Source organism: Methylobacterium sp. CM6247, assembly GCF_054817925.1.
The window spans coordinates 797157-817211 of sequence record NZ_JBTXKX010000003.1 but is presented as its reverse complement, the minus strand read 5'-3'; the positions used below and the strand labels follow the sequence as shown (position 1 = coordinate 817211).

Here is a 20055-nt window from a genome sequence, read left to right as displayed (position 1 = left end):
ATTGACTCGCAGATTTTGCGGTCATCCTCATAAAACCAGTAGTTGTAATTCAGGCGCGAGCGCAATCAGCATTGTTATCTCATCGCGCAATCACCGCCACTGCCCCACCTTGGAACGAATGGGTGCACCTTCATGAGGCAAGAATGCTAAAGTGGATGGAGCAGAAACTACCATCGATGCTTCTTTAAACAGCAGATTTGCAGTGTTCGGAAGGCGGCTCGCGCGAGGGATACCGGCCCTTCATAGTTAGCCGCCTGCGTTAAGTTGCGACAGGGCAACACCCGCTTGGAACCGCTCTGGCATTCACGATTCCGAGTTGCCCCCAGGAACCCACTCGGACAAAGTCATTTTGCGCCGGAAGCGATGAAGGTGCGAGCGAACAGGTTCAAGCGAGCGGTCAGCGCTCGCCAAGTCAAAATCAAAGATGACACCGTAGGGGGCCGAAGAGCTCTCCCCAGTAGTTGTCTATCCCTCGGGTCTCGAAGCTTTTGGAGATATCAATGAAGCTCTTGAAGAGCTCACTCCTCGGTACCGCCGCAGGTTTTGCGTCGGTCGTTGGAGCGCATGCCGCCGATCTTCCCGTGAAGAAGGCCGTGCCGATCGAATACGTCCGCGTCTGCAGCGCCTACGGCGCCGGCTTCTTCTACATCCCCGGAACGGATACCTGCATCCGTCTCTCGGGCCGCGCCCGCCTCGACATCGGCTACCAGCCGACGGACAGCCGCTCCGGCGCTGGTAACGGCGACACCACCGGCTATATCGGTCTTGCCCGCATCAACGTCGATGCCCGCACCCAGACGGCCTACGGCACCCTGCGCGCCTTCACCCGCATCCAGTTTGCCTCGCGCACCGGCGGCACCGGCGGCCTCCGCTCCGGCACCCAGGAGCGTATCGGCTCCGCATTCGGCGCCACTGGCCAGGATCAAGTTGGCCGCGACCAGCAGTTCGTGAACACCGATAAGGCGTTCATTCAGTTCGCCGGCCTCACGGCTGGTCGCGCCTCCTCGTTCTTCGACTTCTACGCTCACGACTTTGAATTCGCCGGCGCGACCCTGAACTCCGACGTTCAGTCCACCAACCTGCTCGCCTACTCGGCCAAGTTCGGTGAAGGCTTCTCAGCCACGATCTCTCTCGAAGACCCGACCTTCCGTCGCAACACGGTCTACTCGCAGACCTTTGGAACGAACAACGCCGCGGGCTTTGCGGTTGCCGGCGCACCGTCGCCGATCCTCGTTGGTGTGGGGACGGGCGGCTACGTTTTCCAGAACTATGATGTGTCGCAGCGTAATCGGATGCCCGACTTCGTCGGCGTGCTGCGCTACGATGCTGCCTGGGGTTCGGCTCAGATCTCAGCTGCCGTCAAGGAAATCAACGTCCAAAATCCCGTTGGATCTACCTTCGCTGTGGCTTCGGTTCCCGGTCTTGGTGGGACTGCTGTGACCGGACATCCCTCGAGCGAGTACGGCTGGGCTGTCCAGGGTGGCGTGAAGATCAACACCCCGTTCATCGCTCCGGGCGATACGCTGTACCTGCAGGGAGCCTACGGTGAGGGTTCGACCCTCTACACGGGCTACTCGTCCTACAACGGCAGCTACACCTCGATTGCCAGCACCATCAACGGCGCTGCCTTCGATCCCTTCATGTCCGACGCCACGCTGAACCCTCTCACCGGTAAGATCGAAACCTCCACCAGCTTCACGGTGGTTGGCTCGTTCCTGCACTACTGGTCGCCTGAGTGGCGTTCGGCCGTGTTCGGCAGCTACGGCGAGCTTTCCTTCGCCCGTGGCGCTCGCGCCGCCAATGCCGCTGCATTCCAGACGAACGGTGCCACCACCCAGTTCACTGGCACTCCCGGCACAGTCTCGTTCGACGTGAGCCCGGTTCTCCGTGACACCTACCAGATCGTTGCCGGCGCGAGCCTGATCTGGTCGCCGGTGAAGGACCTCGATATCGGTGTCGAGGGCTTCTACACCAAGGTCGGCGTCCAGAACGGCCGTGTGGTTGATCGCACCCAGTCGAGCGGCACCGTCAACGCTGCGAACATCGCCTCCGGCGCCGTTCGCACCGTGACCGCCGACGACACCTACCAGGTGCGTATGCGCGTCCAGCGCGACTTTTAATCTTACTATCTAAACTGAGAACCGGCGCTCAATCGACTGTGCGTCGGCTCTTCGAGAATACCGAGAAAGCACTTGTTGGCCCGGCTAATCAGCCGGGCCTTTTTGTTTCAATAGCTACTAGAATCTGACCTCGCTTCAACCAGACTGCTGGTGCTGGCGCTATGTCTCTCCTGAAGCGGGAAGGACGATTCTTAGCGCCGCGCAATAGGCTGAGCTGGAACCCCTAGTCGAGACCTGCCGGCCCAAAGCCAAGCCACTATGCACCACCTGCTACGAAGGGATCGGCCTCAGCTTGGCCGACGTCGTTCGCTTCGTAGCAGCCCTCGACTGAATCAAGCCGTGACACGTAGTAAGCATTGCGGACATTTATTCTATCTTTGCATTTGCTCTCACTCCAAGCCGCTTCCGCAACTGACCGTCCTCAAAAAGCATGGCCTGGCGGTTAGGCTGCGGCTCACCAGTCGGAGCAAAAAGAACCCTTGGGCCCTCCTCTCCGAATGAAATTAGGCCAACATTGTCTAGTCCCAGCTTATCCTTCATGTTCTTGAGATGCTCTGTGGGCGTCCAGCCAGACAAGCACCAGTAATATTTAGCAAAGAAGCTTGCTTCGACCGCAGCTTTCAAAACTGCCTTGGTTGCCAAGTGAAGATTTACATCCCCATAAAACCGCAACCCTTCAAAAGCGGCTAACCGAAACTGGTTGCCTTCATGGAATCCAACAACAAAGTTAGGATGCGCGTATGGATAGCGTCCTGGCCAGGTCTTCAACGGCTGGACCCCCGTTATCCGTTTGCCTCCCAATAGATCCTTGAGCGTCTCCTGGTCAGACAAACCATCAAACAAACTTTGTGCGAACATACGAGCCGAGTGATGGCCCGCGCTCATTGAGGAAATTTTGCTACCCTCATCATGCCGAAGCTGCTCATAAATTTGCTGAAGATCTCTCCACGTCATCGACTCTGTGCCGCAAATTATTTCAAGCGCTTTATCCGGATTTGCTTTTGCAATACGCGCTACAACCTCTAGATTCGACATTGGCCAGTTTAGAGCATGATCTGGTGCTTTGTTTTCAGTTATAAACGACTCTAATTTGGCATATGTTCGCTGCGCCGCTCTCAGTTGGTTGGTAGTGTATCCAGTCAGTTGAGCCGCTACTTCGATCCAGGGCCTGCCATGCACGTCTAGAGAGCTTGGTCCGGTCAAATCACCTAGAGCCTTTACGATTTGTGGCCATGGCACCTCCCGTGACCGCGCATCCGTTAGTACCTGCACGGGGTGGTTTGAAGCCATTATCGTCTCCGCTGTATCGCCAGCTTGAGGTCTACCAGACTGCGAAACAAATTTGTCTGAGCGATACGAAACACTTTCCGCGACGGCCTACGCATGCCATCGGACGAATCATGCCAAAGAAGCCCGCCCACTTCGCGTTCCAAATCGCGATCCGTCAGACAGATCAAACCGACCTTGTCTATGCAATCTTGGCAAGGACGGTGGAGGAGGCACTCGAAGTAGCTGCAGCACAAGCGCCCGAAGGGGCCGCGCCGCGCCACGTCGGCTCGTTGAGCGCTCATACGGTCAAGCGCATCCGGCTCAAGAGTGGAGAGGCGCGAATTATCTAACGCCGGCATCTGAATCACTGCCGTTCAAGCCGAAGAGCCAAGATAGTCGACCTTCATTCCGGGCGCAGCTTGGTCTCAAACGCACTCTCGGTAAGGCGGCGGAATGTCACTGTCCGGTGAAGCTCTCGGATTTCGGCGGAGCGCCATCCAGGCTTCAAATGCAGGTGATTCGCGCGCTTTGCTTCCGCAGCGCTTCCGCAAGGCTTCGAACGCCGCGAAACAAATCAGCTAAGTCATTGAGATAAATGGCGCACCCGACACGATTCGAACGTGTGACCTTTGCCTTCGGAGGGCAACGCTCTATCCAGCTGAGCTACGGGTGCTGACCGTGGATGACACCTAACCCAAGCCGTGGCCCCGCGCAACGGTGTCGGCGGTCAAAGCGGCGTTTCGCCATGCGAGACTTGGATCGCCATCCGGAGCAGCGTTGGGCGCGTACGTCCATGCATCTCATCGGCCACCGATACGCCGGCATGGTCCGATCCTCGACGAACCTCTCCCGTAACGGAGCCGGGCTTCAGTTGGCGCCGCGCACGAAGGCGTAGCGACCGACCGTGGCGGCTTCTCCGCGATAGCGCACGCCTTCGCCATGGGCTGGGGGTGTCTCAGCGCGGTCGAGGGCTTTGGTCGTGAGATCCACCCGGTGATCGGGATAGCGTGGGGTCAGGGCGAGCAAGGAATGCCTCAGGCGAGCCAGTTCGACCCGCAATGCGGCGTTCTCGCGTTCGATCTGCCCGAGATGGGCGACGCCTGCCGGCGGTAGACCGCCGAGGCGGCGACGCCAGCGGTAGAACGTGCCGACGGAGATGTGAGCCGTCTCGCAGATGGCCGAAATGGGAGTGCCATTCTCGGCTTCCCTGAGGAGAAAGGCGACCTCCTGATCGGTGTGTCGGCATCGACGCATGTGTAGACCTTCGCGATCGAAGATGGGGTTTGGCTTCGAGCAAGATGCACCAGCAAGAAGCGCACCGTGGAATGGCAGGTCAGGTCGGCGAATAGCTGACGGCGCAAATGCGAATTTTGACGTTTTGCATCGGATCCAGCCCATGTTGCAGGCGGTCCGATGACCTTTTGCGCATCCCAGGGGGACCATGCAGCCTATTTGACCTTCCGTTCAGTCTTGAGGAATTGGAAACTTCGGCTCGTATCGGGGGAGGTTCGAAGCCCATGGTCGATGTCACGAGGCGTCATTTCATCGGGACCGCGGCGGCGCTCGCCGCCCCCGCGATCATCCGTCCGGCTTGGGCAGCCGACACGGTCAAGCTCGGATGCCTGTTCTCCTCCTCGGGCACGATGGCCAATATCGAAGGCCGCCTGAACCATGTGGTGCGCATGGCGGCCGATGGAATCAACGCCAAGGGCGGCGTCAACGGACGCCGGATCGAGGTGGTGACCTCGGACCCGGCTTCGGATTGGCCGCTCTACGCCCAGATCGGCCGGCAGATGCTGCAGCAGGAGAAGGTCGCCGCCCTGTTCGGCTGCTGGACGTCGGTCTCGCGCAAGTCGGTCCTGCCGGTGGTGGAGCAGAATGACGGGCTGTTGTTCTATCCTCTTCATTTCGAAGGCGACGAGAATTCGAAGAACGTCGTCTACGTGAATTCACCGCCGGCGAGCTCGGTGCTGCCTGCGGTGGATTACCTGATGGGTGCCGAGGGCGTCGGGGCCAAACGCTTCTTCATGATCGGCTCCGATTACGTCTGGCCGCGCACGATCAACAAGCAACTCAAGGCCTATTGGGCATCGAAGGGCGTGGCGGCGACGGACTGGCGCGAGGAATACGTGCCCCTGGGTTTCTCCAACTTCCAGACCCTGGTGAACCAGATCCGCAGCTTCGCCGCCGAGCCCGGCGGGCAACCGATCGTCGTGCTCACGGTGGTGGGCTCGTCGATCCCGGATTTCCTGCGCGAATTCGCCAACCAGGGCATCCGGGCTACCGACGTGCCGATCCTCGGCCTCGATATGGTGGAGGCCGATCTCGAAGGGCTGGATACGGCGCCTCTCGTCGGCCACCTGAATTGCTGGGCCTATCTCCAGGCGGCGAAGGCGGAGGCCAATACCCGGTTCCTTGCGGATTGGGCTGCTTACGTGAAGGCCAAATCGGTGCCCTTCAGCGCCGACACCGTCATCGATCCGATGGTCTCGGCCTATGACAGCGTTCAGCTCTGGGCCCTGGCGGCGGCGAAGGCCGGGAGTTTCGACGTGCCCGAAGTGCGCAAGGCCTTCGCCGGCCTGAGCTTCGCCGATCCCTCCGGCTACACACTGACGATGACGGGAGAGAACAACTACGTCGCCCGCGGCGTCTTCATCGGCTCGGTCAACGAGAAGCAGGGCTTCGACATCCTCTGGCAATCGCCCGACGCCCCCAAACCCGTGCCGTTCAGCCCGTATGGTTGAGAGCCTCAAATCCTGGCTCTGCGGCGCGATCCTGCTCGTCGCCGGTCTGATGCAGCCGGCCTTCGGAGCGTCGCCTAGCTTCGAGCGCGCGGGCTTCGCCGTCGGTCTGTGCGGTGACGGGGCCGCGCAGAGCCGGGTGCTCGATGCGCTGATCCGGTCGAGCGGTGAGGTAACGGCCGAGGATCTCGCTTTCGCCGGCATCCTGCTGGGCGGCTTGCTTGAGAGACGCCTCGTCTGCCTCGGCGATACGGCTGTTCTGCTCGAGAAGGCCGGGGCACCGGACGGGCGCGAGGTTGTGAGCGGCGGCGTTCGTTCCACGAATGGCGGACGCTCGCCGGTGCTCGGCCTCCGGCAGCGCGGCCTCGTGGAGACCGCCCTCGGCATCTCGACCCTCATCGCGGGCGAGACGGTGGAGCTTCGACGGAAGGGGTTGGCAGCCGTCGAGCGGCGCATGGCGGGCGTCCCCGATGCCGTGCTGGTGCGGGCGCAGGACAACGAGAGCGAGGCCGGATTAAAGACGGCAATCGGCGTGGCGGCACAGGGAGCGGCCTTGTCCTCGCCCGATCCGGCGCGTCGCCTGGCGGCGATCCGGGCGGTGGCCGAGGCTCCCTCGGGTGCTGCCTTCTCACGGCTCTCCGCCCTGAAGAGTGATCCGGCCTATCGCGCCGACCCCGCCTTCCGTGCGGCTTTGGAGGCCGCGATCGCCAAGGTCGAACGCGCTGTGTGGATCGGCAACGGCCTCGCGCTCCTCTACAACGGCTTGAGCTTCGCCAGCATCCTGTTCATGGCCGCCGCGGGGCTGGCGATCATTTTCGGACTGATGGGCGTGATCAACCTCGCACAGGGCGAGTTCATCATGGTCGGCGCCTATGCGGCCTATGCCGTGCAGGAGGCGTTCCGCCGTTTCGCTCCGGGCTTCCTCGACCTCTACCTCCTCGCGGCGATCCCCGTCGCCTTCCTCGCCGCCGCCATGGTGGGGATCGTCATCGAAGCGCTGATCCTGCGCCACCTCTATCGTCGACCGTTGATGAGCCTGCTCGCCACCTGGGCAGTGAGCCTGTTCCTCATCAATTTCGTGCGCGTGGTCTTCGGATCGCAGAACCTGCAATTCGCCATGCCGTCCTACGTGAGCGGCGGCGTGCCCCTCTATGCCGATTTCATCGTGACCTGGAACCGGCTCTTCGCCATCGCCTTCGCGGCGATCACCCTGGTGCTGACGCTCCTGATCCTGAAGCGCTCGCCGCTCGGCCTCGACATCCGTGCGGTGACGCAGAATCGCGACATGGCGGCCTGTCTCGGCATCCGCACCCGCCGGGTCGACCGCCTCGCCTTCGGCTTCGGCTCGGGACTGGCGGGGCTCGCCGGTGTGGCCCTCTGCCCGATCTACAGCGTCAATCCGGGCATGGGCGCGACCTTCATCGTCGACAGTTTCATGGTGGTGGTGCTCGGCGGCGTCGGTACCGTCATCGGCACCCTCGTGGCGGCCCTCGGCATCGGCGGGGCCAACGTCCTGATCGAGCCGTTCTACGGCGCGGTCGCCGCCAAGGTCATCGTGCTCGTGGGCATCATTCTCTTCCTCCAGCGCCGGCCCGAAGGGCTGTTCGCCGTCAGGCGTCGGCGATGAGCGAGGCCGTGGAACCCTCGCGGATGACACGATCTCGACCCATGCCGGCGTTCCGCTGGCTTCCTCCGGCTTTGAGGGGAGATCCCTTGCTGGCGGCGGTGATCGGTCTCGTCCTCGCCAGCGCGCTCGCAATCCTCCTGCTGCAACCCGCCCCCTACCTCGTCAACATGGTCGGCCAACTCGCGGCCTTCGCGATCCTCGCCGTTTCCCTCGATCTGGTCTGGGGCTATCTCGGCATTCTCAGCCTGGGGCATGGCCTATTTTTCGCCATCGGCGGCTATGTCTGCGCGATGCACCTGCTCTCCCACGCCTATGCCGTCACCGGCGTGGCGCCGGACCTGATGCAGTTCATGGGTTGGAAGACCCTGCCGCTCTATTGGTCCGGTCTCGCGAGCGCGCCGTATGCCTTGGTCGTGGCCCTGGTCCTGTCGGCCGCCATCGCTTTCCTGTTCGGCTATGCCTCGTTCCGCTCGCGGGTGAACGGCGTCTACTTCTCCATCATCAGTCAGGCCCTGGTCTATGTCGCCATGCTGCTGATGTTCCGGAACGATACCGGTCTCGGCGGGAATAACGGCATGACCGGATTCCTGCTCCTGTTCGGCTATCCCATCGGCGCGCCCGGCATGGTCACGGGTCTGGCCGTGGCGACGCTGCTGGCCCTAGCCCTGATCCTCGTGGGCACGCGTGCCCTTGTGGTCGGCCGTATCGGCCGGCGGATGCTGGCCTGCCGCGACGACGAGGCCCGCCTGCGCACCCTCGGCTACAGTACGACGCGCCTGAAGCTCGGGATCTGGTGCCTCTCCGCGACGATCGCCGCCATCGCCGGGATCCTCTACGTGCCTCAGGTCGGCATCATCAACCCGCGCGTGCTGAGCCCCGATCTGTCCATCGAGATCGCAGTCTGGGTCGCCATCGGCGGGATGGGAAGGCTCGGCGGCGCGGTGATCGGCGCCGTGGCGGTCAACGCCCTCAAGTTCTGGCTGAGCGCCGCGATGCCGGAGGCGTGGCCCTTCATCCTGTCGGGGCTCGTCCTCGTCGTGGTGCTGGGGCTGCCGAACGGCCTCCTCGACCTCGCGGCCCTGCGCCTGAAGCCGACCTGGTTGCAGCGCGGCGGGAGGCTCGGATGAGCGCCCTGACCATCGAGAACCTGAGCGTCGTGTTCGGGCGGTTCCGCGCCCTGGACGAGCTGTCGATGGCCATCGATCCCGGTGAGGTCCGGGCGGTGATCGGTCCGAACGGCGCCGGCAAGACCACCCTTCTCGACGCCATCACGGGCATCGCCAAACCGACCTCGGGCCGCATCATGCTCGGCGACGACCTCGACCTGACCCGCCGCTCGGAGGCCGAGATCGCCCGTGCGGGCGTGCGTCGCAAGTTCCAGAAGCCCAGCGTCTTTCCTGCCCTGACCGTGCGCGAAAACCTTGAGATCGGCTGTGGCCTCGACTGCCCGATCTCCGAGCGATCCGACCGCATCGCGGTATCCCTCGCCGAGACCGGGTTGGAGACGCGTGCGGACACCCTCGCCGGTTCCCTGGCGCACGGGGAGAAGCAATGGTTGGAGATCGGCATGGTCCTAGCTTCGCAGCCGAAGCTGGTCCTCCTCGACGAGCCGGTGGCAGGATTGTCCGATGCCGAGACTGCACGCACCGCCGATCTCATTCGATCCCTGCGCCGGCCCGACCGGGCCATCCTGGTGATCGAGCACGACATGGAATTCGTCGAGGCGATCGCCGACCGGGTGACCGTGCTGCACGAGGGCCGCACCCTGTTCGAGGGCGGAATGGCCGGCGCGCGCGCCGATTCACGGGTCATCGAGGTGTTCCTCGGCCGATGAGCGACGTGTCCCCCTCCCTGTCGCCGGTTCCGCTCGGCTTGTCCGTCACCGGCCTCGACCAGCATTACGGCAGCGCGCAAGTCCTGCGGAACGTCGACCTGTCCATCGAGCCGGGTTCCTGCCTGGCGTTGCTGGGCCGCAACGGCGCCGGCAAGACGACGCTGTTGCGCTGTCTTGCCGGCCTGATTCCGGTGAGCCGTGGCTGCATCATCCTCGGCGAGACCGACATCACCGACATGTCTCCCGACCGGCGGGCGCGGGCGGGCCTCGCCATCGTGCCGCAAGGGCGCGAGATCTTCGCCGACCTCACCGTGGCCGAGAACCTGCGTGTCGCCGCCCGGGCACATGGGCTGGACCGCACCGACGCCGTGGATGAAGCGGTCGCCTTGTTCCCGGCCCTGCGCGACCTGTGGAACCGGCCCGGCGGCAATCTTTCGGGCGGTCAGCAGCAGCAACTCGCCATTGCCCGCGCGCTGAGCACCCGCCCCCGTCTCATCCTCCTCGACGAGCCCACGGAAGGCATCCAACCCTCCATCGTCTCGGCGATCGAGACCGTGATCGAAGAGCTCAAAGGCCGGATCACCGTGCTCCTCGTGGAGCAATATCTCGAATTCGCGGTTCGCCTCGCCGATTCCTTCGTCGTGCTCTCGCGCGGCAACGTGGTCGAACGGGGCACGCGCGAGACCTTGAACCACGCCACCCTGTCCCGGCACATCGCTGTCTGACCAGCCGCCATCGGACCTTCGGAAGGATCCCTCATGTCGACGCATCACGAGATTCCCGCGACCCCCGACACGATGGTGCTCGGATATTTCGACGCCGCTCTGCCGCCGGTCCTGGAGGTCGAATCCGGCGACACCGTCACGCTCCATTCGTTTCCGGCCGGCGGCAAGGAATCGCTCCATCCCGATCCGGCCCGGGTGCCGGCCGATTACCTCGCCGCCCTCGATACCCTCGCCTCCGGCCCCGGGCCGCATTTCGTCACCGGTCCGGTCCATGTCCGCGGGGCGGAACCCGGCGACGTGCTCCAAGTCGACATCCTCGATCTGAAGTTCCGCATGGATTGGGGCTTCGTGGCGATCCTTCCGCTGCTCGGCACCCTGCCGGACGAGTTCACCGACTACGAGACGATCCATCCCGACATCGACGTCGCCCGCGGCGTCGCGATCCTGCCCTGGGGCGCCGAGTTGCCCCTCGATCCGTTCTTCGGAATCATGGGCACGGCGCCTCCCGCAGCCTGGGGAAGGGTCGGTTCTCCGGTTCCCCGCGCCTTCGGTGGGAACATGGACAACAAGGAACTCAAGGTCGGCACGTCGCTGTATCTGCCAGTCTTCAACCCGGGCGCGGGCTTCTATGCCGGCGACGGCCACGGCGTGCAGGGTGACGGCGAGGTCTGCATCACCGCTCTCGAGACCGGCCTATCGGGGACCTTTCGGCTGACCGTGCGCAAGGATCTCGGCTATGCGTGGCCGTTTGCCGAGACCCCGACCGATCTCATGACGATCGGCCTGCATGAAAGCCTCGACGAGGCCATGCGCCAGGCGGTACGCGAGATGGTCCGCCATGTCTGCGCACGCAGCAGCCTGACCCGCAATCAGGCCTACATGCTGTGCTCGCTCGCCGGGAACCTCCGGATCACGCAAACGGTCGACGGCAACAAGGGGGTGCACATGCTGCTGCCGAAGAGCGCCCTGGCAGGACCTGCCTGAGCCGGGACGCCCCCGGAGCTCATCGGACCGATCGGCCGGTCACTCGATACGAAATGCTCCGGACATGGGGTGGGTCGCGTCGCACTACCCGGGCGCTCGGACGGACTCAGGACGATGCCTGCCCGCAGGATGTGTTTGAAAAGACGGAACCCATCCCGTCCTTCGCAGGACCGCAGACCAAGCCCTACCCTTCGACCACATCCGCCTTGTGGGGGCGAAGTTCCGGAGCGCCCTGGTCGATCTCGGCCTCGACCGGGGCCGTGCGGCTCTCCACACGGGTGCTGTCGACGAAGATGCGGGCTTCGCCCTCCTTCAGCCCGAGGCTGCGCAGGGCGTAGAGCGTCATGCCGAAGGCCAGTTCGCGCTCGGCCATGAGGACGAGGCCGACGCCCTGTTCCTCGAAATAGTGCCGCTCGCCATCGTTATGGGTGCGCACCAGCGTGTCGATGCCGGGATTGGCCTCGCGGGCGAGTTCGACGAGGCGGCGCGCCGTATGCGGCTCGGGCGATGCGATCACGATGAGCTTCGCCTGGCCGATATCGGCGGCTTCAAGGATACCCGGCGCCGTGGCGTCTCCGAACACCGCTTCGACACCGTCCTTGCGCAGGTCGAGGACGCGGCGGCGGTCGCGGTCGATCACCAGATAGGGAAGGTCCCAGGTGGCGAAGGCCTTGGCGATGGTGCTTCCGACACGGCCATAGCCGATGACGATGGCATGCCCGCGATGAGGCTTCGCCTCCTCCGTCACCGCCATCGCCGCAGCGCCGCGACGCTCGAACCGGGCCGCGAGTTCCGGCCGCTCGGCGAAGAAGCGCGTCGCCCGCTCCGCCAGGACGAAGAAGAGCGGGTTGAGCGTGATCGACAGGATCGCGCCGCCGAGGATGAGGTCGCGCCCTTCCGTCGGCAGGAGCTTCAGCGACAATCCGAGGCTGACGAGGATGAAGGAGAACTCGCCGATCTGCGCGAGACTGGCCGCGATGGTGAGCGCGGTGCCGATGGGATGCTTGAAGGCCAGCACGATGGCCACGGCGGCGAGCGATTTGCCGAGGAGGATGATGCCGAGGACGGCGAGCACCGAAAGCGGCTCTCGGAGGAGGATGCCCGGATCGAACAACATGCCCACGGAGACGAAGAACAGCACCGCGAACGCATCCTGCAGGGGCAGGGAATCGGCCGCCGCCTGATGGCTGAGGTCGGATTCGGCCAGCACCATGCCGGCGAAGAAGGCACCGAGCGCGAATGAGACCCCGAAGAGCTCCGCCGATCCGAAGGCGATGCCCAGCGCCAAAGCGAGGACCGCGAGGGTGAAGAGTTCGCGCGAGCCGGTGCGGGCCGCCTGATCAAGGAGCCAGGGCACGACGCGGCGTCCGCCCACCAGCATCACCAGGGCGAATACCGCGACCTTGGCCAGCGTCAGGGCCAGGGTGAGCCAGATGTTGCCGTCGGCGACATGGTGGGCCGCGCCGTCGCCGGTTCCCCCGAGGGATGGTGCGAGGGCGGGGAGCAGGACCAGGGCGAGGACCATCGCCAGATCCTCGACGATGAGCCACCCCACCGCGATGCGGCCCTTGTCGCTGTCGAGGAGCCGACGCTCCTCCAGGGCACGCAGCAGCACCACAGTGCTCGCCACCGAGAGGGCCAGGCCGAAGACGAGGCCCGCGCCGATGCCCCAGCCCCAGAGATGCGCCAGTAGCCCACCCATGGCGGTAGCGGCCACGATCTGCACGATCGCGCCCGGCAGGGCGATGGTGCGCACCGCCATCAGGTCTTTGATCGAGAAATGCAGGCCGACCCCGAACATCAGCAGGATCACGCCGATTTCGGCCAGCTGGCTGGCGAGCTGGCTGTTGCCGACGAAGCCGGGTGTGTACGGCCCAACCAGAACCCCGGCCAGGAGATAGCCGACCAGGGGAGGAAGCCGCAGCCGTTGGGCCAGCATCCCACAGGCGAAGGCCAGGACGAGACCGAGGGCGATGATGGCAATCAGCTCTGTCGCGTGCGGCACGGGGCTGTCGTGTCCTCGTTTGGAAGATTTCGCGAAAACGGTGAGGGCAACGGCTGCCAAGGGCAAGCGCCGAATGGCGCTAGATAACCGCAGACGGGTTGACAGTCCGTGCCTGAGAGCACGCACCGTGCCGGACAGCGCGTCTGCGGCTCACTCTCACCGACTTCGTCCGCTGAAAGACGGTCGGCGACCGTGCATGAAACTCTCTGGGCGGCGGAAGGTTGTCGCAGGGAATTGAATTCACTTTCCGATCTACAGGACGAACCGCCGATGGCCGAACCACATCATGACCCGGCGGGAGCGGGGGGCGCTGGGCAATCCGGCTCCACCCTGTGGACGCTGGGACTCGTGACCGCGCTTGTCGGTCTCGTCGTCCTGCCGCGGAAGGGCACGCGGCCATCCTCGTCCGGGTCATCGTCGGACAGGTCTCCCTCCGCCCCGCGCACGGGCGAGCCCTCCCCCTCCCATGAGGGAAGGGACGCCAAACACGTCGCCAGGACGGAGACCGAACGCGGGCGGCAGGCGTCGACACCGTCCGAAATCCCCGCCAAGGGCTGGAAGGATATCGGTCTTCGGGTTTTCCACGATATCGGCGAGAACAACCTCGTCTCGGTGGCCGCCGGCGTGACCTTCTACGTTCTGCTGGCGATCTTCCCCGCCATTGCCGCCCTGGTCGCCTGCTACGGTCTGGTGGCGGAGGTATCGACGATCAACGATCACCTGCAGAACCTCCAGGGCGTGATCCCGTCCGGTGCCCTCGACATCATCGGCGAACAGGTGAAGCGCATCGCTGAGAAGGGTGACACCACCCTGGGTCTCACTTTCTTCACCGGTCTCGCCCTGTCGATCTGGAGCGCCAATGGCGGGATGAAAGCGGTCTTCCAGGCCCTCAACATTGTCTACGAGGAGCGCGAGACCCGGAACTTCTTCTGGCTCAACCTGCGCTCGCTCACCTTCACGGCGGGTGCGCTGCTCTTCATCGTGCTGGCCCTGGTGGGCATCGTCGTGGTGCCGGCGGTGATCAACGTCGTCGGTCTCAGCGCGGAGGCCTGGTACATCTCGCTCCTGCGCTGGCCGGTGCTGCTGCTCGCGGTGCTGGCCGGACTCGCTGTGCTCTATCGCTATGGTCCGAGCCGCGACGCGCCGCGCTGGCGCTGGGTGACCTGGGGCAGCGCCATCGCGGGCGTGCTCTGGCTCGCGGGGTCGCTGGGCTTTTCTTGGTACGTCTCGAATTTCGGCAAGTACAACGAGACCTACGGCTCCCTCGGCGCGGTCGTGGGCTTCATGACCTGGATCTGGATCTCGACGACCATCGTCCTCGTCGGCGCCGAGATCAATGCGGAGATGGAGCACCAGACCGAGGCCGATACCACTATCGGACACGAGGAGCCCTTGGGAACTCGCGACGCCCGCATGGCGGATACGGTGGGCGCCGCGAGTTGAGTTCCGCTCAGCCCTTGTAGCTGATCCGGTAGATGATGCCGTGCTGGTCGTCGCCGAGGAAAAGGCTTCCATCCTTGGCGACCGCCAGACCGAAGGGGCGGGCGAAACGGGACCAGCCGCTCGGGCCGCCCTCGGTGAGGAAGCCCGACACGAAGGGGGTGATCGTCGTCGGGCGGCCCTTTTCGAAATGCACCCGTAGGACTTCGTAGCCGCTCGGCGGTTTGCGGTTCCAGGAACCGTGCATGGTGACGAAGGCATCGCCTTTGTACTCGGCCGGGAATTGCGCGCCGTCGTAGAAGGCGAATTGCATCGAGGAGGCGTGCGCCGTCCAAGTGAGAAGCGGCCGCTCGCTGTCCTTGTCCCACTGCTCCAGCGAGCTTTTCGGGACCTCACGGTAGAGGTTCTTGATCCCGGCACCGAAGATGTAGGGCCAGCCGTACTTCTTGCCCGGCTCGATCCGGTTCAGCTCCTCCGGCGTTGCGTCGTTTCCGAGCCAGTCGACGCCGTCGTCCCAGCCATAGAGGGCCTTCGTCCCGGGCTCCCAGGCGAAACCGATGGTGTTGCGCAGGCCCGAAGCGACGATCTCCCGGCCCGACCCATCCGGTTTCATCCGCACCATGGTGGCGTTCTCGGGGTTGCGCTCCTCGCATTCGTTGCAGGTGGAACCGAGGCTGGCATAGAGCCAACCGTCCGGCCCGAAGCCGATGGTGCGGTTCGGATGCTGGCCGGCATCGGGAAGGTCGGCGACGAGCCTCGTCTCGGGGCCGAGACGGCCATCGGCCTTCATCGGCGCGGAGAAGATCTCTTTCACCGTTACGTAGAACAGGGTGCCGTCATGGATGGCGAGCCCGTGCACATCCGGCTTCTTCAGGACGACCTGGCGCTTGGCCGCGTCGGTCGCATCGATCCGGGTGACCGTGCCGGCGTCGCGGTCGCTGACATACAGCGCCCCGTCCGGCGCCACGACGATGACGCGCGGCGCGCCGAGATCGCGGGCGAAGGCCTCGATCTTGAACCCTGCGGGGAGTTTCAGAGCGGCGATCCGCTCCGGTGTCGCCTCCAGCGGCGCGGCCTTCACCACATGGGCCTCGATCGTCGCCGTGCCGGGGTTCTGCAGCGCCTGGGCAAAGGCCGGGAGCGGGGCGGCGGAGAGGACGAGGGTCAGGGCGAGGCAGGTCGAGCGGCGGACCGGGATCATGCGGTGGGAATCCGAAACTGTGGAGGACGAGGCTAAAACGCGGTCTTGGAATCCGCCGTTCCGGCACGCGACACTTCCACCCGTTCTGTCGAACGACCGCTCCGCTGCCACTTCAGTAAGTCATGGTCTTGAGCTAACGTGGCGGAATGGATTCTCGGACGGCCATCGACATTCTTCGCGCCCATGAGGGGGAGTTGCAGCGGCGCGGAGTCCGGCATGCGGCCCTGTTCGGTTCGGTCGCCCGGGGGGATACTCATCCCGGTAGCGATGTCGACATCCTCATCGACCTCGACGAGGGCATAAGCCTCGACGTCTACGGCTATGTCGGCCTCTGCAACTTCATCCACGATCTGTTTCCGGTGGCGGTCGATGTGGCGAACCGTAGAACCCTGAAGGAGCGTGTCCGGGCACGGGTGGAACGGGATGCCATCCCTGCCTTCTGAACGCGAGCGTGAGGCTTGCGAGGACATCATCGCGAATGCCGAGGCCGCTCTCGACTTCACGGCCGGGATGACCTTCGCGGCTTTCGAAGCCGACCAGCGAACGAACTATGCCGTCGTCCGCTGCCTCGAGATCATCTCCGAAGCGAGCAGGCGGCTCAGCGCGGAAACCAAGGCGCGGCATCCCCAAATACCCTGGCGCGATGTCGCCGATGCCGGCAACTTCTATCGGCACGCCTATCACCGGCTGGCGCTGGACATCGTCTGGAAGACCGTCCACGACCAGTTGACCGAGATCATCGAGGCCTGCCGCGCCGAACTGTGCAGGCCGCCAGCCCCGTGAGAGCGGGCGACCTGAAGCATCCTTCGCGAGACATTGCCGCCAGATGACGACCAGTGCTTCCGCCCCCGTCGGCCCCGGCGATCAGATCATTCTGGTGGACGGATCGTCGTTCATTTTCCGGGCCTACTTCCAGTCGATCAACCAAGACCAGAAGTACAACACTCGGCCCTCGGATGGGCTGCCCACGGGGGCGGTCCGGCTGTTCTGCACCAAGATTGCCCAGTTCGTTCAGGACGGGGCAGCGGGGATCAAGCCGACGCATCTGGCCATCGTGTTCGATAAGTCCGAGGGCTCGTTCCGCAAGGAGCTCTTCCCCGACTACAAGGGCCACCGCCCCGACGCGCCGGACGACCTCAAGCGCCAGATGCCGCTGATGCGCGAGGCCGTGCGCGCCTTCGGCCTCCAACCCATCGAGCTGGAGCGCTACGAGGCCGACGACCTCATCGCCACCTATTCGCGCCAGGCCGAGGCGCGCGGGGCCGGCGTCATCATCGTCTCCTCAGACAAGGACCTGATGCAGCTGGTGGGGCCGCTGGTGCGGTTCTACGATTTCGAATCCGGCGTGAAGGGCAAGCCCGGGCATAGGCCCGAGCGCAACCTCGACCTCGACGCCATCATCGCCAAATGGGAAGGCCTGCAGCCGAACCAGATCGGCGACGCCCTGGCGCTCATCGGCGACACGTCCGACAACGTACCCGGCGTGCCCGGCATCGGCCTCAAGACGGCCGCCGCCCTGATCAAGGAATACGGCAGCCTCGACGCGCTGTTGGAACGAGCGGGCGAGATCAAGCAGCCCAAGCGCCGCGAGACCCTTCTTGCCAGTATCGACCAGGCGAAGCTCTCTCGGAGGCTGGTGGCGCTGGAAGAGAACGTGCCACTCCCCATCGCCCTCGACGACCTGCGCCTGCCAGCGCCCGACCCCGAGAGGCTCGTCGGCTTCCTCAAGGCGATGGAGTTCAACACCCTGACCCGCCGCATCGCCTCGATGCTGCATGTGGACCCCGAGAAGGTGAAGCCCGATCCGGCCCTGCTGCCGGGGTCGGACGGCGCCGACGCGCCCCCGTTCGAGGCGACGGCACAAGGCGGCGAGGTCGATCCCTTTGCCGACCTGAACCTGCCGGAAGGCGAAGCGAAGCCGCGCGGCCCCTCAGAACCGACGCCCTCCGGCCTCGTTGCCCTGCGCGCGGCCGAGGCGACGAACCCCATCGACACGACGGGTTACGAGACCATCACCAGCCTCGGCCAATTGGAGGCCTGGATCGCCGAGGCACGCGAGGCCGGAGTGGTGGCGGTGGATACCGAGACCGACTCCCTCGACGCGAACAACGCCAACCTCGTCGGCGTCTCCCTGGCGGTGGCGCCGGGGCGGGCGGCCTACATCCCCCTCGCCCATCTGGAACCGGTGGCTGCATCCGAGGCGAGCGACCTGTTCGGCGATGCCAAGGCGGCCACGGGGCAGTTCAGCCCGGTCGGCGGCCAGATCCCGATCGATGCCGCCCTGACGGCGCTGAAGCCGCTCCTCGAAGATCCGGGCGTCCTGAAGGTCGGCCAGAACATCAAGTACGACTGGCTGGTGTTCCGGCGTCAGAGTGTCACCATCGAGATCGCGCCGTTCGATGACACGATGCTGATCTCCTACGTGCTCGATGCCGGCAAGGGCGGGCACGGTATGGACGAACTCGCCCGTCGCCATCTCGGCCATCAGCCGATCACCTTCTCGGACGTGGCCGGCACCGGCAAGGCGAAGGTCACCTTCGACAGGGTGCCCCTGGACAAGGCCACCGCCTACGCCGCCGAGGATGCGGACGTGACCCTGCGCCTGTGGCGGATGATGAAGCCGCGGCTCGTCGCCGAGCGCCGGGTGACGGTCTACGAGACCCTGGAACGCCCCCTCATCCCGGTCATCGCCCGGATGGAAGCGGCGGGAATCCGCGTCGACCGCAACATGCTGAGCCGGCTCTCCGGGGATTTCTCGCAGATCCTCGTGCGGCTGGAGGAGGAGATCCAGGAGGATGCCGGCGAGCGCTTCCAGGTCTCGTCGCCGAAGCAGATCGGCGACATCCTGTTCGGCAAGATGGGACTGCCCGGCGCGAAGAAGACGCCGTCCGGCCAGTGGGCGACGCCCGCCACCCTGCTGGAGGAACTGGCTCAGGCCGGGCACGAACTGCCCAAAAAGATCTTGGAATGGCGCCAGCTCGCCAAGCTGAAATCCACCTACACGGATTCGCTGCAGCAGCATGCCGACCGCGAGACGGACCGGGTCCACACCTCGTTCTCCCTGGCGGCCACCACCACCGGCCGGCTCTCCTCCTCGGAGCCGAACCTGCAGAACATCCCGATCCGCACCGAGGAGGGCCGGCGCATCCGCCGTGCCTTCGTGGCGCCGGAGGGCAGGAAGCTGATCTCGGCCGATTACAGCCAGATCGAACTGCGCATCCTCGCCCACATTGCCGATATCCCGCAGCTGCGCCAGGCCTTCGAGGACGGCGTCGACATCCACGCGGCCACCGCCAGCGCCATGTTCGGCGTGCCCTTGAAGGACATGACCTCGGACCTGCGCCGGCGCGCCAAGACGATCAATTTCGGCATCATCTACGGCATCTCGGCTTTTGGGTTGGCCGACCGCCTCGGCATCGGCCGCGAGGAGGCCTCGGCCTTCATCAAGCAGTATTTCGAGCGCTTCCCCGGGATCCGCGCCTATATCGACGACACCAAGAAGCTCTGCCGGGATCTCGGCTACGTCACCACCCTGTTCGGCCGCGTCTGCCACTATCCGCAGATCCGCTCGAACAACCCGAACGAGCGGGCGAGCGTGGAGCGCCAGGCGATCAACGCCCCGATCCAGGGCTCCGCCGCCGACATCATCCGCCGGGCCATGGTCCGGATGGAGCAGGCGCTGCGGGCGGAAAAACTCAACGTGACCATGCTGCTGCAGGTGCACGACGAATTGGTGTTCGAAGCACCCGAGGACGAGGTGGAGAAGGCGCTCCCCGTGATCCGCCGGGTGATGGTCGAAGCGCCGGCGCCCGCGCTGACCTTACGCGTGCCGTTGGTGGTGGAGGCGCAGGCGGCGGGGAACTGGGAGGAGGCGCATTGAACGTTGTGCTGCTCTCTCACCTTATTCCAAGGCGGAGCACTCCAGTTCGTGCGGTGGATTCTGGGACTCTCCTTCTAGGCCGCTTCGCGGTGCCTCAGGACGAGGTGATCGGGTAGGAGGGCGAACGATAGCCATGTCACAAATAGGTGAAGCATGCCGCACCGCACCACAGCCATGCCCTCCAAGCAGGAACCGCCACGTTAACGAAACGTTCACGCCGGACGAAACG

Annotated in this window: 16 protein-coding genes and 1 tRNA gene; 12 read left to right on the top strand and 5 right to left on the bottom strand. The window is 64.6% G+C overall.

Annotated elements, in window-relative coordinates; all coding sequences use genetic code 11:
• Positions 1 to 500 precede the first annotated feature (500 nt).
• A complete protein-coding gene (locus ACYQOP_RS04645; RefSeq protein WP_461221369.1) occupies positions 501 to 2120 on the top strand; it encodes a porin in 1620 nt (539 codons plus the stop codon).
• Between the two features lie 366 nt (positions 2121 to 2486).
• On the opposite strand, the gene ACYQOP_RS04640 is transcribed toward ACYQOP_RS04645, so the two are convergent.
• Positions 2487 to 3410: a hypothetical protein gene (locus tag ACYQOP_RS04640; protein WP_461221368.1), complete on the bottom strand. Its 924-nt coding sequence runs from the start codon at positions 3408 to 3410 to the stop codon at positions 2487 to 2489.
• Positions 3411 to 3520: 110 nt separating this feature from the next.
• On the opposite strand from ACYQOP_RS04640, the gene ACYQOP_RS04635 reads away from it, so the two are divergent.
• Complete coding sequence (locus tag ACYQOP_RS04635; protein WP_461221367.1) at positions 3521 to 3739, top strand: hypothetical protein; 219 nt, start codon at positions 3521 to 3523, stop codon at positions 3737 to 3739.
• Positions 3740 to 3985: 246 nt separating this feature from the next.
• Here ACYQOP_RS04635 and ACYQOP_RS04630 read toward each other — a convergent pair.
• Positions 3986 to 4062: transfer RNA gene (locus tag ACYQOP_RS04630), tRNA-Arg, on the bottom strand.
• A gap of 194 nt (positions 4063 to 4256) precedes the next feature.
• Complete coding sequence (locus ACYQOP_RS04625; RefSeq protein ID WP_461221365.1) at positions 4257 to 4643, bottom strand: transposase; 387 nt, start codon at positions 4641 to 4643, stop codon at positions 4257 to 4259.
• Between the two features lie 263 nt (positions 4644 to 4906).
• Between ACYQOP_RS04625 and ACYQOP_RS04620 the strand changes: the two genes are divergently transcribed.
• From ACYQOP_RS04620 to ACYQOP_RS04595, 6 genes are read left to right on the top strand one after another with little or no spacing between them, the layout of a single operon-like run.
• Positions 4907 to 6133, top strand: a complete 1227-nt coding sequence (locus ACYQOP_RS04620; RefSeq protein ID WP_461221363.1) for a transporter substrate-binding protein — start codon at positions 4907 to 4909, stop codon at positions 6131 to 6133.
• Positions 6126 to 7757 (top strand): urea ABC transporter permease subunit UrtB, encoded by a 1632-nt coding sequence (gene urtB, locus ACYQOP_RS04615; protein ID WP_461221362.1) that lies wholly within the window; start codon positions 6126 to 6128, stop codon positions 7755 to 7757. The genes ACYQOP_RS04620 and urtB overlap by 8 nt, the downstream gene beginning before the upstream one ends.
• A gap of 41 nt (positions 7758 to 7798) precedes the next feature.
• Positions 7799 to 8884 (top strand): urea ABC transporter permease subunit UrtC, encoded by a 1086-nt coding sequence (gene urtC / locus ACYQOP_RS04610; RefSeq protein ID WP_461221361.1) that lies wholly within the window; start codon positions 7799 to 7801, stop codon positions 8882 to 8884.
• The gene (locus ACYQOP_RS04605) at positions 8881 to 9591 is read left to right on the top strand and encodes an ATP-binding cassette domain-containing protein (protein WP_461221360.1); all 711 of its coding nucleotides are present in this window, start codon (positions 8881 to 8883) and stop codon (positions 9589 to 9591) included. Before urtC ends, ACYQOP_RS04605 begins: the two co-directional genes overlap by 4 nt.
• Positions 9588 to 10316, top strand: coding sequence for an urea ABC transporter ATP-binding subunit UrtE (gene urtE / locus ACYQOP_RS04600; RefSeq protein WP_461221359.1), 729 nt, complete (start codon positions 9588 to 9590; stop codon positions 10314 to 10316). The genes ACYQOP_RS04605 and urtE overlap by 4 nt, the downstream gene beginning before the upstream one ends.
• Before the next feature lie 33 nt (positions 10317 to 10349).
• Positions 10350 to 11300, top strand: coding sequence for an acetamidase/formamidase family protein (locus ACYQOP_RS04595; RefSeq protein ID WP_207410955.1), 951 nt, complete (start codon positions 10350 to 10352; stop codon positions 11298 to 11300).
• A 184-nt stretch (positions 11301 to 11484) separates the two neighbouring features.
• Here the strand turns inward: ACYQOP_RS04595 and ACYQOP_RS04590 are convergent, their stop codons facing one another.
• Positions 11485 to 13305, bottom strand: coding sequence for a monovalent cation:proton antiporter-2 (CPA2) family protein (locus ACYQOP_RS04590; RefSeq protein ID WP_056428206.1), 1821 nt, complete (start codon positions 13303 to 13305; stop codon positions 11485 to 11487).
• Positions 13306 to 13575: 270 nt separating this feature from the next.
• On the opposite strand from ACYQOP_RS04590, the gene ACYQOP_RS04585 reads away from it, so the two are divergent.
• Positions 13576 to 14748, top strand: coding sequence for a YihY/virulence factor BrkB family protein (locus ACYQOP_RS04585; RefSeq protein ID WP_461221357.1), 1173 nt, complete (start codon positions 13576 to 13578; stop codon positions 14746 to 14748).
• A 7-nt stretch (positions 14749 to 14755) separates the two neighbouring features.
• Here ACYQOP_RS04585 and ACYQOP_RS04580 read toward each other — a convergent pair whose 3' ends face one another.
• Positions 14756 to 15946, bottom strand: a complete 1191-nt coding sequence (locus ACYQOP_RS04580) for a PQQ-dependent sugar dehydrogenase (protein ID WP_461221355.1) — start codon at positions 15944 to 15946, stop codon at positions 14756 to 14758.
• Between the two features lie 146 nt (positions 15947 to 16092).
• Between ACYQOP_RS04580 and ACYQOP_RS04575 the strand changes: the two genes are divergently transcribed.
• Genes ACYQOP_RS04575 through polA form a run of 3 tightly spaced genes read left to right on the top strand, consistent with a single transcriptional unit; the run spans position 16093 to position 19826 of the window.
• Entirely contained in the window at positions 16093 to 16389 is a 297-nt protein-coding gene (locus tag ACYQOP_RS04575) for a nucleotidyltransferase family protein (RefSeq protein ID WP_461221354.1), read from the top strand.
• Positions 16370 to 16729 carry a HepT-like ribonuclease domain-containing protein gene (locus tag ACYQOP_RS04570; protein ID WP_461221352.1) on the top strand — a complete coding sequence of 120 codons (360 nt, stop codon included), beginning with the start codon at positions 16370 to 16372 and terminating at the stop codon, positions 16727 to 16729. The genes ACYQOP_RS04575 and ACYQOP_RS04570 overlap by 20 nt, the downstream gene beginning before the upstream one ends.
• A gap of 43 nt (positions 16730 to 16772) precedes the next feature.
• Positions 16773 to 19826 (top strand): DNA polymerase I, encoded by a 3054-nt coding sequence (polA, locus tag ACYQOP_RS04565; RefSeq protein ID WP_461221351.1) that lies wholly within the window; start codon positions 16773 to 16775, stop codon positions 19824 to 19826.
• The last annotated feature ends 229 nt before the right edge of the window (positions 19827 to 20055 follow it).